The organism is Streptomyces sp. NPDC093510 (assembly GCF_040683555.1).
Classification (GTDB): domain Bacteria; phylum Actinomycetota; class Actinomycetes; order Streptomycetales; family Streptomycetaceae; genus Streptomyces.
Genome location: NZ_JBFBEE010000033.1, coordinates 51989 through 70161 on the forward strand (window position 1 = coordinate 51989; position 18173 = coordinate 70161).

18 protein-coding genes and 5 pseudogenes are annotated in these 18173 nt (G+C 71.5%); 17 read left to right on the top strand and 6 right to left on the bottom strand.

What is annotated here, in order from left to right; translation table 11 throughout:
• The first annotated feature begins 183 nt into the window (after window positions 1-183).
• Genes AB0N81_RS36665 through AB0N81_RS36685 form a run of 5 tightly spaced genes read left to right on the top strand, consistent with a single transcriptional unit; the run spans window position 184 to window position 2793 of the window.
• Window positions 184-801: a helix-turn-helix domain-containing protein gene (locus tag AB0N81_RS36665; RefSeq protein ID WP_365366284.1), complete on the top strand. Its 618-nt coding sequence runs from the start codon at window positions 184-186 to the stop codon at window positions 799-801.
• Window positions 802-810: 9 nt separating this feature from the next.
• Complete coding sequence (locus AB0N81_RS36670; RefSeq protein WP_365366286.1) at window positions 811-1287, top strand: diadenosine tetraphosphate hydrolase; 477 nt, start codon at window positions 811-813, stop codon at window positions 1285-1287.
• 31 nt (window positions 1288-1318) lie between these two features.
• Window positions 1319-1660, top strand: coding sequence for a metalloregulator ArsR/SmtB family transcription factor (locus tag AB0N81_RS36675; RefSeq protein WP_365366288.1), 342 nt, complete (start codon window positions 1319-1321; stop codon window positions 1658-1660).
• 3 nt (window positions 1661-1663) lie between these two features.
• The gene (locus tag AB0N81_RS36680; RefSeq protein WP_365366290.1) at window positions 1664-2170 is read left to right on the top strand and encodes an SRPBCC family protein; all 507 of its coding nucleotides are present in this window, start codon (window positions 1664-1666) and stop codon (window positions 2168-2170) included.
• Window positions 2170-2793 (top strand): dihydrofolate reductase family protein, encoded by a 624-nt coding sequence (locus AB0N81_RS36685; protein WP_365366292.1) that lies wholly within the window; start codon window positions 2170-2172, stop codon window positions 2791-2793. The genes AB0N81_RS36680 and AB0N81_RS36685 overlap by 1 nt, the downstream gene beginning before the upstream one ends.
• A 25-nt stretch (window positions 2794-2818) precedes the next feature.
• Here AB0N81_RS36685 and AB0N81_RS36690 read toward each other — a convergent pair whose 3' ends face one another.
• Complete coding sequence (locus AB0N81_RS36690; protein WP_365366294.1) at window positions 2819-3685, bottom strand: GNAT family N-acetyltransferase; 867 nt, start codon at window positions 3683-3685, stop codon at window positions 2819-2821.
• Between the two features lie 84 nt (window positions 3686-3769).
• Window positions 3770-3970 (bottom strand): annotated as a pseudogene (locus tag AB0N81_RS36695) (MarR family transcriptional regulator); the annotation flags it as partial.
• Between AB0N81_RS36695 and AB0N81_RS36700 the strand changes: the two are divergent.
• The 3 genes and pseudogenes from AB0N81_RS36700 to AB0N81_RS36710 form a co-directional block, all read left to right on the top strand.
• A pseudogene (locus AB0N81_RS36700) lies at window positions 3947-4503 on the top strand (MFS transporter); the annotation flags it as partial. The pseudogenes AB0N81_RS36695 and AB0N81_RS36700 sit on opposite strands and share 24 nt — an antisense overlap.
• A 36-nt stretch (window positions 4504-4539) precedes the next feature.
• A complete protein-coding gene (locus AB0N81_RS36705) occupies window positions 4540-4899 on the top strand; it encodes a metalloregulator ArsR/SmtB family transcription factor (RefSeq protein ID WP_365366296.1) in 360 nt (119 codons plus the stop codon).
• Between the two features lie 123 nt (window positions 4900-5022).
• On the top strand, window positions 5023-6501 hold the full coding sequence (locus AB0N81_RS36710; RefSeq protein WP_365366298.1) for an MFS transporter: 1479 nt from the start codon (window positions 5023-5025) through the stop codon (window positions 6499-6501).
• Here AB0N81_RS36710 and AB0N81_RS36715 read toward each other — a convergent pair.
• A pseudogene (locus AB0N81_RS36715) lies at window positions 6404-8368 on the bottom strand (hypothetical protein); the annotation flags it as partial. The gene AB0N81_RS36710 and the pseudogene AB0N81_RS36715 sit on opposite strands and share 98 nt — an antisense overlap.
• Window positions 8369-8504: 136 nt before the next feature.
• On the opposite strand from AB0N81_RS36715, the gene AB0N81_RS36720 reads away from it, so the two are divergent.
• The 6 genes from AB0N81_RS36720 to AB0N81_RS36745 all read left to right on the top strand — a co-directional run bounded on the left by AB0N81_RS36720 (window position 8505) and on the right by AB0N81_RS36745 (window position 13700).
• A complete protein-coding gene (locus tag AB0N81_RS36720) occupies window positions 8505-8789 on the top strand; it encodes a hypothetical protein (RefSeq protein ID WP_365366300.1) in 285 nt (94 codons plus the stop codon).
• 228 nt (window positions 8790-9017) lie between these two features.
• Entirely contained in the window at window positions 9018-9590 is a 573-nt protein-coding gene (locus tag AB0N81_RS36725) for a hypothetical protein (protein WP_365366358.1), read from the top strand.
• A gap of 226 nt (window positions 9591-9816) precedes the next feature.
• A complete protein-coding gene (locus AB0N81_RS36730) occupies window positions 9817-10227 on the top strand; it encodes a hypothetical protein (RefSeq protein WP_365366302.1) in 411 nt (136 codons plus the stop codon).
• A gap of 124 nt (window positions 10228-10351) precedes the next feature.
• Window positions 10352-11806: an argininosuccinate synthase gene (argG, locus tag AB0N81_RS36735; RefSeq protein ID WP_365366304.1), complete on the top strand. Its 1455-nt coding sequence runs from the start codon at window positions 10352-10354 to the stop codon at window positions 11804-11806.
• 245 nt (window positions 11807-12051) lie between these two features.
• The gene (locus AB0N81_RS36740) at window positions 12052-13251 is read left to right on the top strand and encodes an acyltransferase family protein (RefSeq protein ID WP_365366306.1); all 1200 of its coding nucleotides are present in this window, start codon (window positions 12052-12054) and stop codon (window positions 13249-13251) included.
• Entirely contained in the window at window positions 13248-13700 is a 453-nt protein-coding gene (locus AB0N81_RS36745; protein WP_365366308.1) for a GNAT family N-acetyltransferase, read from the top strand. Before AB0N81_RS36740 ends, AB0N81_RS36745 begins: the two co-directional genes overlap by 4 nt.
• 54 nt (window positions 13701-13754) lie before the next feature.
• Here AB0N81_RS36745 and AB0N81_RS36750 read toward each other — a convergent pair.
• Window positions 13755-14114: pseudogene (locus AB0N81_RS36750) on the bottom strand (hypothetical protein); the annotation flags it as partial.
• 190 nt (window positions 14115-14304) lie between these two features.
• On the opposite strand from AB0N81_RS36750, the gene AB0N81_RS36755 reads away from it, so the two are divergent.
• From AB0N81_RS36755 to AB0N81_RS36765, 3 genes are all read left to right on the top strand, one after another.
• Entirely contained in the window at window positions 14305-14931 is a 627-nt protein-coding gene (locus AB0N81_RS36755) for a DUF5825 family protein (RefSeq protein ID WP_365366360.1), read from the top strand.
• A gap of 270 nt (window positions 14932-15201) precedes the next feature.
• Window positions 15202-16311 (top strand): winged helix DNA-binding domain-containing protein, encoded by a 1110-nt coding sequence (locus AB0N81_RS36760; RefSeq protein WP_365366310.1) that lies wholly within the window; start codon window positions 15202-15204, stop codon window positions 16309-16311.
• A gap of 286 nt (window positions 16312-16597) precedes the next feature.
• Window positions 16598-17014 carry a cysteine/serine endopeptidase inhibitor gene (locus tag AB0N81_RS36765; protein ID WP_365366312.1) on the top strand — a complete coding sequence of 139 codons (417 nt, stop codon included), beginning with the start codon at window positions 16598-16600 and terminating at the stop codon, window positions 17012-17014.
• 5 nt (window positions 17015-17019) lie between these two features.
• On the opposite strand, the pseudogene AB0N81_RS36770 reads toward AB0N81_RS36765, so the two are convergent.
• Together AB0N81_RS36770 and AB0N81_RS36775 are read right to left on the bottom strand one after the other, a co-directional pair.
• Window positions 17020-17117 (bottom strand): annotated as a pseudogene (locus AB0N81_RS36770) (IS5/IS1182 family transposase); the annotation flags it as partial.
• A gap of 43 nt (window positions 17118-17160) precedes the next feature.
• Window positions 17161-18120 (bottom strand): threonine/serine dehydratase, encoded by a 960-nt coding sequence (locus tag AB0N81_RS36775; RefSeq protein ID WP_365366314.1) that lies wholly within the window; start codon window positions 18118-18120, stop codon window positions 17161-17163.
• Between the last annotated feature and the right edge of the window lie 53 nt (window positions 18121-18173).

Sequence of the window (18173 nt, forward strand, 5' to 3'; positions counted from 1 at the left end):
CAGGTGGCCGGGTTCTCCCGCTTCGGCTGTCCTGCCGGTTGGTGCGTACACCGGGACCTGTGATGGTGGTTGGGGCGGAGGAACACTGACCGGCAGCGGCAGAAAGACCGGTCTGTCTTGTGGGCCTCTTCCCTAGACGATGGCAGCGGGCGGCGGCTCTGTCCAGGGCTATTCTGGACGGTGATGGACAACAGCTCGCCGACTGAGACGGACCAACTGTCGCCTCGTGAACGGATACTGAGGACCGCGTACGAGCTCTTCTCGCGACGCGGTATTCGCGATGTCGGCGTGGAGGAGGTCATCGCGCGTTCCGGAGTGGCGAAGGCGACGCTCTACCGGCACTTTCCCTCGAAGGACGAACTCGTGCTCGCGTTCCTCGCCCGCCGCGAGCGGCAGTGGACGCTGGGGATGGTCGCGGCGGGAGCCCGCAGCCGGGGCGGCACCCCGGAGGAACAACTGCTGGCCATATTCGACGTGTTCGACGACTGGTTCCGCAGCGACGAGTTCGATGCCTGCACGTTCATCAACGTCCTGCTGGAGATGGGCTGGGAGCACCCGCTGGGGCTGGCCTGCATCAAGTACCTGGGAAACATCCGCTCTTTCGTGCGCGACATGGCGGAGGAGGCGGAGCTCCGGGACGCCGACTCGTTCGCCAGGTCCTGGCACATCCTGATGAAGGGGGCGATCATCTCGGCGGCCGAAGGGGACAGCGACGCGGCGCTGCGGGCGCAGTCGATGGCGCGCATGCTGATCGCTCACCACCGCGGACCACGGCCGGGAGCCGCGACCGTGGTCGCATAGGTTGCCGTCATGACGAGTGACTGGCGTACGGACCGCATCACAAGCGCCCTGCGAGGCGAGAACCCCACCGTGATGCGGCGGTTGAGGGCAGGGTTCGCGGCGATCGGGGACGTCCAATTCCTTCCGGGCTACTCGGTACTCCTCGCCGACGATCCGCGAGTGGAGCGGCTCTCCGATCTCCCGAGGACGAGACGGCTGGAGTTCCTGTCCGACATGGACGCGCTCGGAGAAGCGGTCGAGCGGGCCTGCCGCCGCCTCGATCCGGACTTCCGGAGAGTGAACCTGGAGATCCTCGGCAACACCGACGGATTCCTCCACGCGCACGTGTGGCCGCGCTTCGAGTGGGAACCGGCCGACCTGATGCGGCTGCCGGTCTGGCTCTACCCCCGCGAGAACTGGCAGGACGGACAGCACGCGCTGGCTTCCCGGCACGACACACTGAGGGCGGAAATCACCGGCGAACTCGACCGGCTTCACTCGCCTTGACGCATGCCCATATCGGCATATGATGTTGCCCATGGCACGAGCAGCGACGACATCGGACGTCTTCAACGCGATCGCCGAGCCGCAGCGCCGGGAGATCCTCCTGCTGCTGCGGACGGGTGAGCGGCCGGTGACCGAGCTGGCCCGGGAGCTGGGGATGACCCAGCCGCGCGCGTCCAAACACCTGCGGGTGCTCCGGGAGGTCGGGCTGGTGCGGGGCCGCACCGCAGGCAAGCAGCGCCTGTACGGCCTTGACGCCCGCGGGCTGCGACCGGTCCACGAGTGGACCGGCGGGTTCGAGCGCTTCTGGAACGAGAGTTTCGACCGGCTGGACGCGCACGTACAGGAACTGAAGCAGGCAAGGCAGGAGGAGTAGCTGATGAGAGCGACGGGACGAGGAGCGCCGGTGGAGTCCGCGACGGACGACCGCGAGATCGTCATTTCCCGGGTCATCGACGCCCCACGGGAGCTGGTGTTCGAGGCGTTCACCGAGGTCCGGCACCTCTCGCGGTGGTGGGGGCCGGACGGGTTCACCACGACCACGCGGGCGTTCGAGTTCCGCGTCGGCGGGGCGTGGGACTTCGTGATGCGCGGACCGGACGGGACGGACTATCAGGAGTGGATCTCCTGGACCGAGATCGATCCGCCGGAGCGGATCGCGCTGCTCCACGGTGAGTCCCGCGACGACCCGAACGCCTTCGAGTCGACCCTCACCTTCGCGCCGGTCGGCGCGGCGACCCGAATCGAGATGCGCACGGTCTTCCCCACCAAGGAACTGCGCGACGAGGCGGTCGAGAAGTACCACGCTGTCGAGGGCGGCCGGCAGACCCTGGGCAACCTGGCTGCCTACGTCACCGAGATCGTGCGGAAGGGAGCTGAGGGCTGATGGCCGGGAAGGTGTTCTTCCATGTGTCGATGTCGCTGGACGGGTTCATCGCGCCCGAGTCCCTCGGGGACTTGATGGGGCGGCAGTGGATGGAACTGCAGCACTGGATCTTCCCGCAGCGGTTCTTCCGGGAGAACCTAGGGCTCGGCGAGGGCGGCGAGGAAGGGCGCGACAACGACATCGTGCGGGAGACGTTCGAGCGCACCGGCGCGAGCGTGATGGGCAAGCGCATGTTCGACGCCGGCGAGCAGATGTGGCCGGAAAAGGCGCCGTTCCACACGCCGGTCTTCGTCGTGACCCACGAGAAGCGTGACCCCTGGAAGCGGCCGGGCGGGACCACCTTCCACTTCGTCAACGACGGCATCGCGACCGCGCTCGACCTGGCCCGCGAGGCCGCCGGCGGCCGCGACGTCCGCATCGCCGGCGGCGGCGCGACGATCCTGGAGTACGTGAACGCGGGCCTGATCGACGAGTTCTCGATCGCGCTGTCGCCCGTGCTGTTCGGTTCCGGGATCCGCCTGTTCGAGGGCGTGGACGCGTCCAGGGTCGCGCTGGAGCCGATCCGTTCGGAGCCGTCGCCGCGGGTGACGCACCTGACCTACGCCGTGCGCCCACGGCGTTAGCCCGCACCACCACTCCCCCCGGCTTTCAGGCGGCTCGGCTGACGTCCAGCCGTTCGGGCGACGCCTCGTATCCAGCTGCCCTGTAGGCGGCGACGGCGGCAGCGTTCGAGGTCGGGGTGCTGACGACTGCGCTTGACGCACCCAGTTCACGCAGCGCCTCCGCAGCGGCGACACTGATAGCCGTCCCGTAGCCGCGACCGCGATGGTCGGCGTGCACGCCCACAGGCTCCAGCAGGCCGGGCTTGCCGGGCCCGGCCGACCAGACCGTCGCCGCGGCCACCGCGTTGTCCTGGTCGTCGTAGCCGATCAGGCAGCGGGCGTCGGCGTAGACCGGCCCGGCCGCGAGGACGTGCCAGATCTCCTCGGTGAAACTCGGGCTGGCGAACGCCGAGCGGTGCACTGCGGTCCGCACCCCCGCCGTCTCCGGACCGGCTACCTCGATCCGCAGGCCGGAGTCCTTCACCGGCTCGGCGAGGTCGCGGCGCAGCGGCGTCCACGGCTCGTCCAGATTCCAGCCCGACTCCAGGAGGACCTCGCGGAGCAGGGCGCCGTTGGGGATTTCGAGACCGACCTTCCCGGGCGGCAGGACCCCGCGCTCCGGATCGTTGAGGTCCGCCAGCAGTCGGCGCGCCAGATCGCCGTCCTGTCGCAGGTCCGGCGCGGTCGTCAGGCGCAGCACGTCAGGGGCGTCCAGGTATCCGACGGCAATGATCCGTCCGTCCACGCTCCAGGTACGGACGGCCGCCGCCAGCCTCTCCGCGCCCAGCGCCCAGGCCCAGCCGAGGTCTCCCGGATGAAGTTGCAGCGGCGTGCGGTCGTCCTGCCACACGCGGAGGGCATCCACGGCCCCGGTCAGCCCGTCGACGCCGGGCTCGTTCAGAACGATCGTCATGTCCCGCATCCCACACCACCGTTGCGACCGGCCGCACCCGGTTTTACTGGAGGAGAAGCGTCTGCCGGGCGGTCGCCGCGACGTTCAGTCGCGGGGCCAGGGGCGGCCGTCGAGGCGTTCGACGTCGCGGTTGAGCCGGCCGAGGCAGTCCGCGAGCTGGGCGGCTTCCTCGGGTGTCCAGTCGACAAGAAGCTTGCCCAGACCGGTGAGGTTCTCGTCCCGGTCACTCCGCAGACGGCGCCGGCCCTCGGCGGTGACGGCGAACTTGCGGGCGATGCCGCCGTCGGCCTGGGGGCCGGTCTGATCTGTCTGCTGCTCGGCGTCTCCAAGGGCGCCGACTGGGGCTGGGGGAGCGCCCCCACACTGGCTCTGTTCGCCGCAGCCGTCGTCACACTGCCACCTGGACCTGGTGGGAACTGCGCCTGAGTGACCCGCTGGTCGACCTGCGGGTGACCGCCCGCCCCCAGGTCCTAGTCGGCTTCGCCTACGGGGCGATGCCCGCCCTCGTCATGGGCGCCGTTCCTCCCTCGGAGACCGCGTCGGCCAACAGCTTCAACACCCTGATGCGTTCGATCGGCAGCTCGGTCTCGGCCGCCGTCATCGGCGTCGTTCCGGCCCAGCTGACCACGGACTTCGGAGGCTACGCCCTGCCCTCCGAGGGCGCCTTCCGCGCTGCCGTGGCGATCGGCTGCGGCGTGGCCCTGACGGCGGCGGCCGTCGCCTCGCTCATCCCCGTACGGGTGACGGCGGAGAGGTCCGGGATCGCCGCGGCCCCTTCGCCCGCCTCCGCCACCGAAGTGCCGGAGACCAAGGCGTGACCGACGCGGTCCGGGCCCCGCGCCTACGATGAGGCCATGCCGGAGCGCACCGAATCCTCACCTGCACACCATGGGCACCAACGGAGTCCGGGCAAGGAGCAGTTGGAGACCGCCACGACGGTGTTCGCGCTGCTCGCCGACCCGACCCGGCTGCACCTGCTCTGGCTGCTGGCCGGGGGAGAGGCGGACGTGACCGAACTGGCCGCCGTGAGCGAGGCGGCCCGGCCCGCCGTCAGTCAGCACCTGGCGAAGCTGCGGCTCGCCGGCCTCGTCCAGGCCCGCAAGGACGGGCGCCGCATGGTGTATTCGCTGCGCGACGGCCATCTGCGCCGACTGGTCACCGAGGCGCTGAGCCACGCGGACCACCAGGTCACCGGAGCGCCTTGGCACCCCTGAGCGGGAGCGCCTTGGCTCCCCTGAGCGGCGGCGGCGGATTTTCTTGGTGATGACGTGTGCGCATCTGCGCACACGTCATCTACTGTGGGAGGGTCCGGGCCACCGACCCCGGGGGGTGTCCCCATGCGCTCAGTGCTCCAGAACCGCACCTACCGCCGCCTGTTCACCGCCCAGGTCACGGCCCTGGTGGGTACGGGCCTGGCAACCGTGGCCCTGAGCCTGCTGGCGTACGACCTCGCGGGCGCGGACGCCTCCGCGGTCCTCGGCACCGCGCTGGCGATCAAGATGGTCGCCTATGTGGCGCTCGCTCCGGTGATCGGCGCCCTCGCCGAACGCGTGCCCCGCCGCGCCCTGTTGATGACGGCGGACTGCGCCCGGGCCGCGATCGCGCTCGCCCTGCCGTTCGTGTCCCACGTATGGCAGGTGTACGTCCTGATCTTCCTGCTGCAGGCCGCTTCGGCCGCCTTCACCCCCACCTTCCAGGCCACCGTCCCTGAGATCCTGCCCGCCGAACGCGACTACCTCCGCGCCCTCTCCCTCTCCCGGCTCGCCTACGAACTGGAGAGCCTGCTCAGCCCGGTGCTCGCGGCCGGACTGCTCGCGCTGATCACCTACAACTGGCTGTTCGCGGGCACCGCACTCGGCTTCCTCGCCTCCGCCGCACTGGTCATGTCGGTCGCTCTGCCCACCCCTCTCCCGGTCGAGCGTGACGGCGGCGTCTACGCCAAGGCGACGTTCGGCACCCGCCTGTACCGGTCCACACCCCGGCTCCGCGCCCTGCTCGCGCTCGACCTCGCCGCGGCCGCCGGCGGCTCCATGGTCATCATCAACACCGTGGTGCTCGTCCGTGACCACCTGCACCGCGGGACGGGCGACGTGTCGCTGGCCCTGGGCGCGTTCGGAGCCGGTTCCATGGTGGCCGCCCTGGCCGTGCCGCGTGCCGTGGAGCGCTTCGGTGACCGCTCGGCGATGCTGCCCGGCGGCTTCGTGCTCGCCGCCGTCCTCGCGGCGCTCACCGTGGGCCTCGCGCACGACACGTGGTCCTGGTACGGGCTGCTGGCCGCCTGGGGCCTGCTCGGCGCGGGCACGGCCATGGTCCTGACCCCCGCCGGCCGGCTGATCCGCCGCTCGGCCGCGCCCGCCGACCTGCCGGCCGCGTTCGCCGCCCAGTTCGCCCTCACCCACAGCTGCTGGCTGCTCACCTACCCGTTGGCGGGATGGCTGGCCGCCACCGCCGGAATGACCACGGCCGCCGCGGCCCTCACCGCGGTGGCGCTCGCCGCCGCGACCCTGGCCGCGCTGCTCTGGCCGACCCGCGATCCGGCCCGCCTCACCCACCTCCACACCACCCTGCCCGCCGACGACCCGCACCTCGCCGACGCCCACGCCGGACCGCGCGGCTGGCGGCACGCACACCACTACGTCATCGACGCCCGTCACCCGCGCTGGCCGACCCCGAGCCGCGCCGCGGACCAGCTTCGGCGCCCACCTCGCCCAGCCTCTCGCCGTCCGCCAGACGTGCCCGTACCGTCACCCGGACGTCCCCGGGCGCACGCACGGCCAGGGAGCGGCCGTTCCGCTCGGCGTCGACCTCACCGGTGACAGTGATCCGGGCGACGTCGCGGCTGCCCGCGGCGAGGAGGTACCGGTGGCCCGAACCCGCCGTCCAGCGGGCGCTCGCCACCACATGCTGGCCGAACCGGCTGCAGGCGGCGGTCGACCGGGCCCGGCCGACGACCTTCGCGGGCGCCTTCGCGGACTCCGCCGACGTGCGGAACTGCAGCAGTACGCTGCCGGGGCCGCGCCAGGTCGAGGCGCGCGTGCAGGACCACACGGCCCGGCCCCCGTCCTCGGGCAGTTCCTGTTCGGCGAAGTCCCACAGGTTGATGGCCCGTACGCCGGTACCCCGCAGTTCGGTCAGGTGGCACGCGCTCCGGGCCCAGCCCAGCAGCGCCGTACCGCCGGTGGCCTCGCGCGGCCGGCGGGCCGGCGCGCCGGTGCCGGGCAGCGGTGTGTGGCTGAGGTGTGCCGGAGTGAGGTCGCCCAGGTCGGCGACGAGGAAGGCGTTCTTCTCCACGATCCGCGCAGACGACCGCAGTTGGAGTACGGGCAGGCTGTCGCACGCACCGGCGGCCGACGGCGCGGCGACCGCCGCGGTGAGTCCGTCGCCGGACACGTCGAGCGGGCGGCCAGGTCCGTTCGGCCGCAGCAGGTCGCGCGTCCGGGCCTCCGCGATCCATGGAGCGGTGAGGTAGCGGACCCTGCCGCTCGCACGGCTGACCGCGAGGGCGGCCGCCGTGGTCACGTCGGCGTCGTCCGCGCGTGAGAAGTCCAGGGACGGTGGCTCCGACCCGGAGCGCGGCTCGCCGTAGCGGACCACGCGGCGCCCGTCGTGGAACAGCACGACCGCCTCCGCGCCCACCACATCTGCGTAGAGCAACTGCGTGGTCCTGGAGGGTGGTTCGGCCGTCGTGGCCTGGGCGGCGCCGACGCGGGTGCCGCGCGGCGGATCGGTCCAGGTGGCGAGCGCGCGGGTGAGCAGGGCACGGTCGTCGACGCGGGAACCGCGGGCCGGCCACGCGGTGAAGTCCACCCGCGAGGTGTCGGCCCACGCGTCGCGCGGGCTGCGGAGCAAGGCGTCGGCACTGATGGCGGGGCGCCCGACCGGAGGCGGCGACGGGTCGGCTCCGGGCACGGAGTCGAGCGTCGTCAGGACCACGCAGCTGATCGCGGCGATCCCCGCGGCGCACCAGGCGAGCCGGAACCGGCGTCTGCGGCGCAGCAGATCAGTGGGCCGGGTCTGGACGGAACAGGCGTCGAACTCCTGCGACCGCAGGAGCGCGCCCGCCGCGTTCCCCACGCTCTCCTCGACGCGGCAGGCGGCGTGCAGCGCTTCCTCCGGGTCGCGCACGCCGGCGGCCGCCAGCAGTTCCACGACCTCGGAGCGGGCCAGGCCGTCCAGACTGCGCAGCACGAAAGCGGCGCGGGCGGGCGCGGAGACCCTGGAGAGGATCTGCGCCAGCGCGATCTCCTCGGTGCCACCGGCGCGGGGGAACAGCCGCAGCCCCCAGACGACCGGCAGCGCGGGACACAGCGCACGGGGCGGCGGCAGACGCTTCGGCCACCCGCGCGGCCGGCGCTCGTGCGTCAGCGCCGCCGCCAGAACGCGCGCCGTCATCCATGCCGTCTCCGTCCTGCCGGGCCCCGTCGCCCGTGGCGCCTCCTGAGCGCCGTCATCCGTCCTCGGCCGGGGGACCCGCGACGGCGCCCGTCGCGTCCGGAAGCCGGGCAGGGCGCGCTGCACGAGAGCGTGGGCGGCAAGGACGCGCCGGTGCCGGGTGAGGCTGCTGGGCAGGGTGAGATAGGCGAGGCGTACGAGCCGGGTGTACTGGTCGACGATGACGGCCTCGGCGCGCTCGAGGGCCACCGGCTCGGATCCCTTCGCCCGGCGCCGTTGCGATGTACTCATCGATCGAGGGCCTTCCGAAGGCTGACGACGTTGCGTCCTGACCTCCGTCAAACGAGTGAATCCTGCGATGGTCACAGCCCGCGTGCCGAGCGCGGACACGGAGGCGCGCCAGGGGGCGGGTCGGTAGCGTGACGCCGTGACCAGCTCGGAACGGCGCCCCCTCCTCTTCCTGGACGTCGACGGCCCGCTCATACCTTTCGGAGCGACAGCGAGGGAACTGCCCGACGGGTATCCGACGTACCCGGCAGAACGCGCGGGGGCCGCAGCTCGGGAGACCTCGGCGAATCCACTGCTGGCCAGGGCCGAGCGGCGCGACGCGGCGCACCATCCGGGCCGGGCCCTGCTGCGCCGGGTCGACGCGCGGTACGGCCTCGGCAACGCGGATTTCCACGCTCTGGAGGAGTGGCTGCGCGCGCGGTGACGGCCGTGGGGCTGCCCGCTGTTGCCGTTCGGTGACATGGGGGACAGAGCTGTGACGTAGGGGAGGGCAACGACCGTGTGGGGTCGCTGGTCGTACGTGGCGTGGGACCGAAAGGGCGGCTCCGGGCGCCCGAACCAGCAGGCTGACCAAGCCAGAGCTGACCAAGCCAGATGGGGGAAAACCGTGGAAACGAAGACCAACAGGCGCGGCTACAAGGGGATGTTCGTCATGGGGGCCGTGCTGGCAGCGGCAGGCGTCGCGGCCGGGACGGTGCCGGCCGCCGCGGCCGACACCCCCCGCTTCCTGTCGCCGTCCGAACTGCCGCCGCACTCCTCGTCGTCCTGGACCGCCGGTCCGGTGACGGCGGGGCAGCCCGACCCGCTGCCGATGTGCGTCGGCGAGGCACTCCCGTCGATCTCCGTGCACCGCGCCTACCGCACCGACCTCGACACCGGCGCACTGCAGGTGACCGTGGTCGAGCGCAGCGAACAGCGGGCCAAGGACTTCGCGGGCCTCCTGCGCAAGAACCTCGAAGGCTGCGCGGAGAAGGTGATGCAGCAGTACCCCGACATCACCGCGAAGCAGAAGTACTACGGAAAGGTGAACGCAGAGGAGGGCGCCCACGTCTATGGCGTCCACACCACCGCCACGTGGGGAGCGTCCGACATCAACATGTTCTCCGTCGGCCGCGACGGCAACACGGTGACGCTCGTGCAGTGGGGCCAGATGGGCAACTTCGCGAACGCCCAGGTCGCCGACTTCAAGACCACGACCGCCACAGCCGTCAACAAGCTCTACTGATTCCTCGGCCACCCGCCCCCGGCCGAATCCTTTCGCATGACCCTCCGCGCGCGGCGCCCGACGAGACCGACCTCGGCAATCACGGATCGGGGTGGGAGAATCGGCCGACAGGACGTCGCCCGTGCTCCCACGCCGGTGCGAGGGTCCCGTCGCGCGAAGGTTCGGCCGGGGAGAGGCCGGGGATCCGGTGTCGCACCCGGTGCCCGGTGGTGGGGAGGAAGCGACGGTGGTGGAGTGGCGGTACATCGCCAAGGGTGCCAGGGCCGTCCCTGAACCCATGGCCACACCGGTCGTGTGGACGACGGCCTGCTCGGGCTCCCTGGTGCTGGTGATCGCGTTCGACCTGCTCGGCGCGCTCGACCGGACCGGACTCGCCCTCGCGGCGCTGTCCGTGCTGGCGGCGCTCGTCGGGACGCTCGGCCGGTTCGTCGCGGCGCCGGGCACGGCCCTGCTGTGCTGGGCCCTCCTGAACGTCTTCGCCGCTCACCCCACCGGGGAGCTGTCCTGGGCCGGGCACCGGGACCCCGGCTGGGTGGCGTGCCTGCTGGCCGCCGCCCTCATCGGCACGGCGACGGCCCGGGTGTGGTACGCCCGGGCCGCCTACCGCCGCGTCACTCCGTTCGACGGGGCGGCCTGAGTCCGCGTACGCGGGTAGCTGTCCATGGAGTCACCGCCGCGGCGGTGCCACATGTCATTCGTACGGTTCCTGGATCTCATGCGCCGTCTTTGCATGACCATGCGCGATGATGCATACTCTTCCCATGTCTAAGGTCCTCACCTCCCTCCCCGCCGGCGAGCGCGTCGGCATCGCCTTCTCGGGCGGTCTCGACACCTCCGTCGCAGTCGCGTGGATGCGCGACAAGGGCGCCGTCCCGTGCACCTACACGGCCGACATCGGGCAGTACGACGAGCCCGACATCGCCTCGGTGCCCGGCCGCGCCAAGACCTACGGCGCGGAGATCGCGCGCCTGGTCGACTGCCGCGCGGCACTGGTGGAAGAGGGTCTTGCCGCACTGACCTGCGGGGCGTTCCACATCCGCTCCGGCGGGCGCGCGTACTTCAACACCACGCCGCTCGGCCGCGCCGTCACGGGCACCCTCCTGGTCCGGGCGATGCTCGAGGACGACGTGCAGATCTGGGGCGACGGCTCCACCTTCAAGGGCAACGACATCGAGCGGTTCTACCGGTACGGCCTGCTGGCCAACCCGCAGCTGCGGATCTACAAGCCCTGGCTGGACGCGGACTTCGTGACCGAGCTCGGCGGCCGCAAGGAGATGTCGGAGTGGCTGCTCGCCCACGAGCTGCCCTACCGCGACAGCACGGAGAAGGCGTACTCCACCGACGCCAACATCTGGGGCGCCACCCACGAGGCGAAGACCCTGGAGCACCTGGACACCGGCGTGGAGACCGTGGAGCCCATCATGGGCGTGCGGTTCTGGGATCCCAAGGTCGAGATCGCCGCCGAGGACGTGACGATCGGCTTCGACCAGGGCCGGCCGGTGACGATCAACGGCAAGGAGTTCGCCTCCGCCGTCGACCTGGTGATGGAGGCCAACGCCATCGGCGGCCGCCACGGCATGGGCATGTCCGACCAGATCGAGAACCGCATCATCGAGGCCAAGAGCCGCGGCATCTACGAGGCGCCGGGCATGGCCCTGCTGCACGCCGCGTACGAGCGTCTCGTCAACGCGATCCACAACGAGGACACCCTCGCCCAGTACCACAACGAGGGACGGCGCCTCGGCCGGCTGATGTACGAGGGCCGCTGGCTGGACCCGCAGGCACTGATGGTGCGCGAGTCGCTGCAGCGCTGGGTGGGCGCGGCCGTCACCGGAGAGGTGACGCTGCGACTGCGGCGCGGCGAGGACTACTCGATCCTCGACACCACGGGCCCGGCGTTCAGCTACCACCCGGACAAGCTGTCCATGGAGCGCACCGAGGACTCGGCGTTCGGCCCGGTCGACCGGATCGGCCAGCTCACCATGCGCAACCTCGACATCGCCGACTCGCGCGCCAAGCTGGAGCAGTACGCGGGACTCGGCCTGATCGGCACCGCCAACCCGTCCATCGGCGCCGCGCAGGCGGCCGCGACCGGCCTGATCGGCACCATGCCGGAGATGCCGCAGGGCGGCGCCGAGGCCATCGCCTCCCGCGGCCAGGTCTCCGCGGACGACGAGATGCTGGACCGCGCCGCGATGGAGTTCGGCACGGACTGACCGTTCGCACGCGGCCGTACAGGGCCGACCCGACACCGTGGGTGTCGGGTCGGCCCTGTTCTTTTGGGTACCCGTGACGCCTGCCCCGCGTGGGCAAGCCGATGACCAGTGGGTTTTACGCGACTGTAGAAGTATCGCTAAGGTGCCCGAGATGTTCTGCGATGGCGCGACACACGCGTTTTATGCATGCGTGCTTTGGGCGTGCAGCGGTCTCGCAGGCCCCGGTTCACTGTGGAGGGCGTCTTGTGAGTGAGACCTCACGGCAGGCAGGCCGTCACGCGTTGCCGCTGCCTCTCGCGCGGCCCTTCCAGCACCCGCCTCCACGGCCCGCCGGCGCGGCTCCCGCCCGGAGCGAGACCCGCGGGCAGCCGGAGCCCGCCAAGCAGCGTGACGCGTTCTTCGACAACGCCAAGTACCTGGCGATCGTCCTCGTCGCCATGGGGCACGCGTGGGAACCGCTGCGCGGCGACAGCAGGGCCGCCGCCGCGCTGTACATCACCGTCTACACCTTTCACATGCCGGCGTTCATCGTCATCTCCGGTTACTTCTCCCGGAGTTTCGACGCGAGCCCGAACCGGATCAAACGGCTGGTCACCGGGATCGCCGTGCCCTACGTGATCTTCGAGGTCGCGTACACGTTCTTCAAGAGGTGGGCCGGCGGCGACCCGGACCACCCCATCAGCCTCCTCGACCCCTGGTATTTGACGTGGTTCCTGGCCGCGCTCTTCATCTGGCGGCTCACGACCCCGCTCTGGAAGGTCGTGCGCCGGCCGCTGCCGCTCGCGCTCGCCATCGCCGTACTCGCCTCCGTCTCCCCGGACATCGGCGACGATCTCGACCTCCAACGCGTCCTGCAGTTCCTGCCCTTCTTCGTCCTCGGCCTCGTCCTCAAGCCGGAGCACTTCCAGATGGTGCGCCGTCGCGAGGCGCGCATCCTCGCCGTACCGGTCTTCGCCATGGCGCTGGCCGTCGCCTACTGGGCCGCTCCACGGATGAACGCGGCATGGTTCTACCGCCGCGACAGCGCCCAGGAACTCGCGGCGCCCGGCTGGTCCGGCGCCGTCATGACCCTCGCGCTCTTCGGCTGCTCGCTGGTGCTCGTCGCCTGCTTCTTCGCCTGGGTGCCGGGCCGCAGGCTGTGGTTCACGGTCCTGGGCGCCGGAACGCTCTACGGCTACCTCCTGCACGGCTTCCTCGCCAAGGGCTCCCGCTTCTGGGACTGGTACGAGGCCGACTGGGTCCACCGGCCACTCGGTGAGATCACCGTGACTCTCGTCGCCGGAACCGTGATCACGCTCCTGTGCACGCCACCGGTGCAGCGGATGTTCCGCTTCGCCATGGAGCCGGAGATGACGTGGGCCTTCAAACAGGACGTGACCGCCCTCGCCAAGGGCTCCGGAGAGGCCCGCATAAAGAAGCCGGGGCGAGAGGGCAGAGCCGAGTGAGCCGTCCGGCCCGGCCTCCCGCCGTCCACTTCGAGCGCGTCGTCGAGACGCTGCCGGCGGGTCGCCAGGCCGTCACCATGCTGGACCGGGACGATCGGCACGTCGGCGGCCTCGAATACCAGATCTGCCACCCGTGCCGACTCGGGTACATCGGCAACATCGCCGTCGCCGCGCACTGGCAGGGGCAGGGACTCGGTCGGCACGCCGTGCACATCGCGCTGGCGGGAGGCGTGGGGTACTCCTGGTCCACGTCACGGCAGTCGACCGAGGGGCGGCGCTTCTTCGCCGCGATGGAGGAGGAAACGGGGACCGCTTTCCCGCCGGGCGGGGAGCGGTGCCCGCACATGGACCCCCGCGTGAACCCTCTCGGAACCGAGGCCGGGCGCCGCGTCGGGTGGCACGCGGCGCTCCGGTGGCGCAAAGCGGGTCCTCCGCCGACCGATGCGTAGGACGGCCGTATACGTGAGAACCCGCCTTTGACGGCGACTTGTGCGCTCAGGAGGTCATTCCAGGAAACCGTCGATGGGTGCCGCGTAGTATTCCGCCGCGCCTGCCGTGGTGATGCCGCTGGGCGAGCCGGGCAGCCGCAGAGCGTCGACGGCACTCACACACAGGTCGGCCGCTCCGTCACCGTCTCTCTCGCGCAGCCGTACCAGGCCACCGAACTGGTCGCCGGCCCTCAGCGGACCCGGCACGCCAGGGGTGTTGCGGGCGAACCACTGTGAACCGGCACCGGACAGGCCGCTCGCCCGCCCCTTGAAGACGTGCACGCCGCCCGCGTGGTCCCGGCCGTCGATCTCCTCGTCCCGCCCGCCGACCGCGAGATCCGCGTAGCCGTCGCCGCTGACGTCGCCCGCCGAGACGGATGAGCCGAACTCGTCGTAGTCCTCCGGGGATTCGGCGACGCCACTCGTCGACTGGGTGAGGCGGGCGGCCCGGGAAGGGCCACCGTCCGCGGCGGCCCGAACGCTCCGTACCGGCCGGTCGGGCCTGATCGGCCTGACCACGACCACGGATCCCGGTGAAACCGTCGACTCCGCGTATGCCGCGGAGATGACCACAGCCGGCGACTACGACCCCGCCGCGTGCGCGCTGCCCGGCATGTTCCTCGGCCAGGTGCCGCTGCCGGGGCCGGCCCGCGGTGAGGCCGCCCGCCTGTGGGAGCTCGGCGCACGCCGGGTACGGCTGCCCGCCCCCGTCGACCTCACCGCCACCGCCGACCCGTCCGCCGCCCTGCACGGCCTCGGGCTCGTCCGGGACCTGACCGCGCGGGCCGTCATGGTGGAGTGGGACCTGCGGCTCGACCCGGACGCCGGTGAGAGCTGGCGCATGCTCAGCCACCTCCAGCCACCCGCCGCGCTGGCAGGCCCGGCCGACGCCGAGGAGTCGCTGAATACCTGGCGGCGCGGCCACTACCTGTGCAAGTGCCTGTGGCGCAAAGGCCCCGGCTTCATCCAGATCCGTGACCGCCGGTGGGGAGAACTGCACCGCTTCACCGCCGACGAACCCGAGTACGAGAGGGTCATCGGCCGCCTCGACCACGGCGCCCTCGCCCGCACCGTGCCGAAGGCCGTCCTCGACGACTTCCGCGCCGAACAACTCGTCCTGGACGTAGGCCCGTACGCCTGGTGGCTCCCGTACCGCGTCAGCCGCTGGCTCCAGCAGTCGATCGCGATCTGAGCAAACCACCGAAAGTGCCGTACGGCGCAGCTGCCCCACGAAGTGTCCCAACGAAGTGTCCCAACGAAGTGTCCGTACGAAGTGTCCGTACGAAGTGTCCGTACGAAGTGTCCGTACGAAGTGTCCGTACGAAGTGTCCGTACGAAGTAGAGGACGGAACCTGACCGCAATTCCTGCCACGGTGGTCCTCGACCGAGGGGCCCCGCACGTCCCTCCCGCGACCCGCGACCCGCCACCGCGTCGAGCCGAGAGACCCCAGGAGCAGTCCCCATGCCCGCGAACGCCACGACCGTGCTCGACGCCCGGACCCTGGGCCGCGCCACACTCGCTCGGCAACTGCTGCTCGACCGCGCCGACATGCCGGTCCCCGACGCGGTCGCGCACCTCTGCGGACTGCAGGCGCAGGAGCCGCAGGAACCGTTCGTCGGACTCTGGTCGAGACTGCGCGACTTCGACCCGCAGGAGCTCTCCGACCTGCTCGTCGAACGGCGCGTGGTGCGTACGCACCTCATGCGCCGTACGGTCCACCTCATGGCCGCCGACGACGTCCTGGCCTGGCGGTCCCGGCACGACGCGATGCTCCGCCAGCGGGTGCTCGGGGTCTACCGCCGGGACCTCGACGGCGTGGACCTCGACGAACTCGCCGCGGCGGGCCGGGAGGTGATGGCCGACGGGGAGCCGCGCTCCATGGCCGAGCTCACACGGGCGGTCGCCCACCGCTGGCCGGCGACCGCGCCGCGCGCACTGGGGGAGATGCTGATCGCCGGCCTCGTGCCCATGGTCCAGACGCCGCCACGCGGCCTGTGGCGCACCAAGGCCGGCGTCCGCAACCTCACGCTCGCCTCCTGGCTGGGCCGTGACATCGACCCGCCCTCCCCGGACGGCTCCGATCCGGTCGGCCGGGCCCTGGTGCGCCGCTACCTGGCCGCGTACGGCCCCGCCGCCACGGCCGACCTGCGCGCCTGGAGCGGCCTCGCCGGACTCCCGGCCGCGGTCGCCGCTGTCCGCCCGGAACTGGTCTCCTTCCGCGACGAGCGGGGCCGCGAACTGCTCGACCTTCCCGACGCGCCGCGCCCGGACCCCGACACACCCGCGCCCGTGCGCTTCCTGCCCGCGTTCGACAACGCGATCCTCGGCTACGACGACCGCACCCGCATCATCGACGACGCCCACCGCGGCCTGTCCGTCGCCGGGGAACGCGCCGTGCTGGTCGACGGCCGGGTCGCGGCGACGTGGGCCGTGGAGGGCGAGGCCGTGGTGGTGACCCCACTGCGGCGCTTCTCCCGCGCGGAGCGCGCCGATGCCGCGGAGGAGGGGCGGACGGTGGCGGCGTTCCTGTCGGACGGGGCGAGCGAACGCGTGCGGGTCGACGCGTTCTGAACGGCGTACGAGCCACGCGCTCCGACCGGCCGGGCGCACCGCTCGTACGCCGCCATCACGCCTTTCCGCGCAGTGCGCCGCACGTGCGTGCAGCGGCCCGACACCCGACGTCCCATGCCTCGTCAGCCGTGACGTACCTGATCCTCAAGTGCCCTGCGCACGGAACGGGTTGACGCCACGTACGACGGAGGTGCCTTGCTGTCCGGCGGGCGTCCACCGCAGGCTCTCGCGTCATGAGAGCGCTCTCGGCAGGAGAGTGCCCGCAACGGGAGTGGGGTGTCACTTCATGAGACTCAGACGGTGGACCGGTGTCGTGGCCGCCGCGGTGGTCGGTGTCGCGTTCGGCACCGGCACGGCCCACGCCGACATACCCATCGGCCAGCCGATGTCAGGAAAGGCCACGTACTACAACGACAAGGGCTACGGCGCCTGCGGAACGCCCATCGACGCGTCGACCCAGGACCTGGTCGCCGTTTCCGCCGCCTGGTGGACCAGCGCGAACCCGAACAACGACCCGCTGTGCCGAGGCATCGCGGTGCAGGTGACGTACCAGGGCAGGACGATCACTGTGCCGGTGCGGGACAAGTGCCCGTCCTGCGCCTCGACGCACATCGACCTCAGCCAGACCGCGTTCGGCCGCCTGGCGCCCCTGGACGTCGGCGTGATCAACGGGATCACCTGGAAGTTCGTACGGACCGGCTAGGTTCTGCTGTCGAAGGCGGGCGGATGTCCACCGAGTCGGCCTCGCCGCATGCGGTGGCCGACTCGGTCGGACGGCTGCGGATGACCGCACGGATGCCCCGGCGTCATGTCCCCCAGGTGCCGTCAACGGCCCGTCCGATCAACCCGTCAAGAGACACCCGCCGGGCCCGCGTAAGCGGTCACGTCCTCCACCGATGCGTTGCCGCCGCAAATCACCAGGCCGAGCCGCGTCTCGTCACCGGTCTTGGCGAGGACGCGGCGGGCGGCCGGAAGGAGGCAGCCGGCCGCGGGCTCCGCCCACACCTTGGCATGCTCGGCCAGCTCCCGCACACCGGCAAAGGCCTCGGCCTCGGGCACGACCAGTACCTCGTCGACCAAGTCACGCACCATGGTGTAGGTCAGCGGCGACACCGTGGGCGCACCGAGCGTGGTGATCCGTGAGTCCACGTCCACCTGTACCGGCCCGCCGTGGGCCAGTGCCTGCGACATCGCGTCGGCGCCGGTGGTCTCCACACCCCACACCCGCACACCGGGACGCCGCGCCCGCAGTGCCGCCGCCACACCGGCGATCAGTCCGCCACCGCCGATGGAGACCAGCACATCCGTCAGCTCACCGGCGTCCGCCGCGAGTTCGAGCCCCACGGTGCCTTGCCCCGCGATGACGACAGGGTCGGCGAAGGGATGCAGGAGCGTGAGCCCATCGGCCTCCAGTCGTTCCATGAGAGCGAATGCCTCGGCCATGGTGGGTGTCAACCGGACGTCGGCGCCCGCCGCACGGGCGCTCGCCACCGAGCGGGCGGGTGCGGCCTGGGGCATGACCACCGTGGCTCGCACGCCCAGGGCGGCCGACATCTCCGCCACGGCGGCACCGTGATTGCCGCCGGACACCGCCACCACGCCGGCCGCGCGCTGTTCGTCGGTCAGCGTGAGCAGCTTCGAGACGGCACCCCGTGCCTTGAACGAGCCACTGCGCTGCAGCAGTTCGAGCTTGACCGTGACCGGCACGCCGAGCAGCGCGGCCAGCCCAGGACTGGGCAGTGTGGGAGTACGCACCACGTGGCCGGCGATCCTGACCGCTGCGGCCTCCAGCTCCTCGACACCGATCATGGCGCTCCCTCTGACTGTGTTGTGTCGTACGCCGTCTTCGCCTGCACGATACG

What these genes read in the sequence shown, in the direction of transcription:
- AB0N81_RS36665 (WP_365366284.1), top strand. Translation starts at nt 184, where the DNA reads ATGGACAACAGCTCGCCGACTGAGACGGACCAACTGTCGCCTCGTGAA.
- AB0N81_RS36670 (WP_365366286.1), top strand. Translation starts at nt 811, where the DNA reads ATGACGAGTGACTGGCGTACGGACCGCATCACAAGCGCCCTGCGAGGC.
- AB0N81_RS36675 (WP_365366288.1), top strand. Translation starts at nt 1,319, where the DNA reads ATGGCACGAGCAGCGACGACATCGGACGTCTTCAACGCGATCGCCGAG.
- AB0N81_RS36680 (WP_365366290.1), top strand. Translation starts at nt 1,664, where the DNA reads ATGAGAGCGACGGGACGAGGAGCGCCGGTGGAGTCCGCGACGGACGAC.
- AB0N81_RS36685 (WP_365366292.1), top strand. Translation starts at nt 2,170, where the DNA reads ATGGCCGGGAAGGTGTTCTTCCATGTGTCGATGTCGCTGGACGGGTTC.
- AB0N81_RS36690 (WP_365366294.1), bottom strand. Translation starts at nt 3,685, where the DNA reads ATGACGATCGTTCTGAACGAGCCCGGCGTCGACGGGCTGACCGGGGCC.
- AB0N81_RS36705 (WP_365366296.1), top strand. Translation starts at nt 4,540, where the DNA reads ATGCCGGAGCGCACCGAATCCTCACCTGCACACCATGGGCACCAACGG.
- AB0N81_RS36710 (WP_365366298.1), top strand. Translation starts at nt 5,023, where the DNA reads ATGCGCTCAGTGCTCCAGAACCGCACCTACCGCCGCCTGTTCACCGCC.
- AB0N81_RS36725 (WP_365366358.1), top strand. Translation starts at nt 9,018, where the DNA reads ATGGGGGCCGTGCTGGCAGCGGCAGGCGTCGCGGCCGGGACGGTGCCG.
- argG (WP_365366304.1), top strand. Translation starts at nt 10,352, where the DNA reads ATGTCTAAGGTCCTCACCTCCCTCCCCGCCGGCGAGCGCGTCGGCATC.
- AB0N81_RS36755 (WP_365366360.1), top strand. Translation starts at nt 14,305, where the DNA reads ATGACCACAGCCGGCGACTACGACCCCGCCGCGTGCGCGCTGCCCGGC.
- AB0N81_RS36760 (WP_365366310.1), top strand. Translation starts at nt 15,202, where the DNA reads ATGCCCGCGAACGCCACGACCGTGCTCGACGCCCGGACCCTGGGCCGC.
- AB0N81_RS36765 (WP_365366312.1), top strand. Translation starts at nt 16,598, where the DNA reads ATGAGACTCAGACGGTGGACCGGTGTCGTGGCCGCCGCGGTGGTCGGT.
- AB0N81_RS36775 (WP_365366314.1), bottom strand. Translation starts at nt 18,120, where the DNA reads ATGATCGGTGTCGAGGAGCTGGAGGCCGCAGCGGTCAGGATCGCCGGC.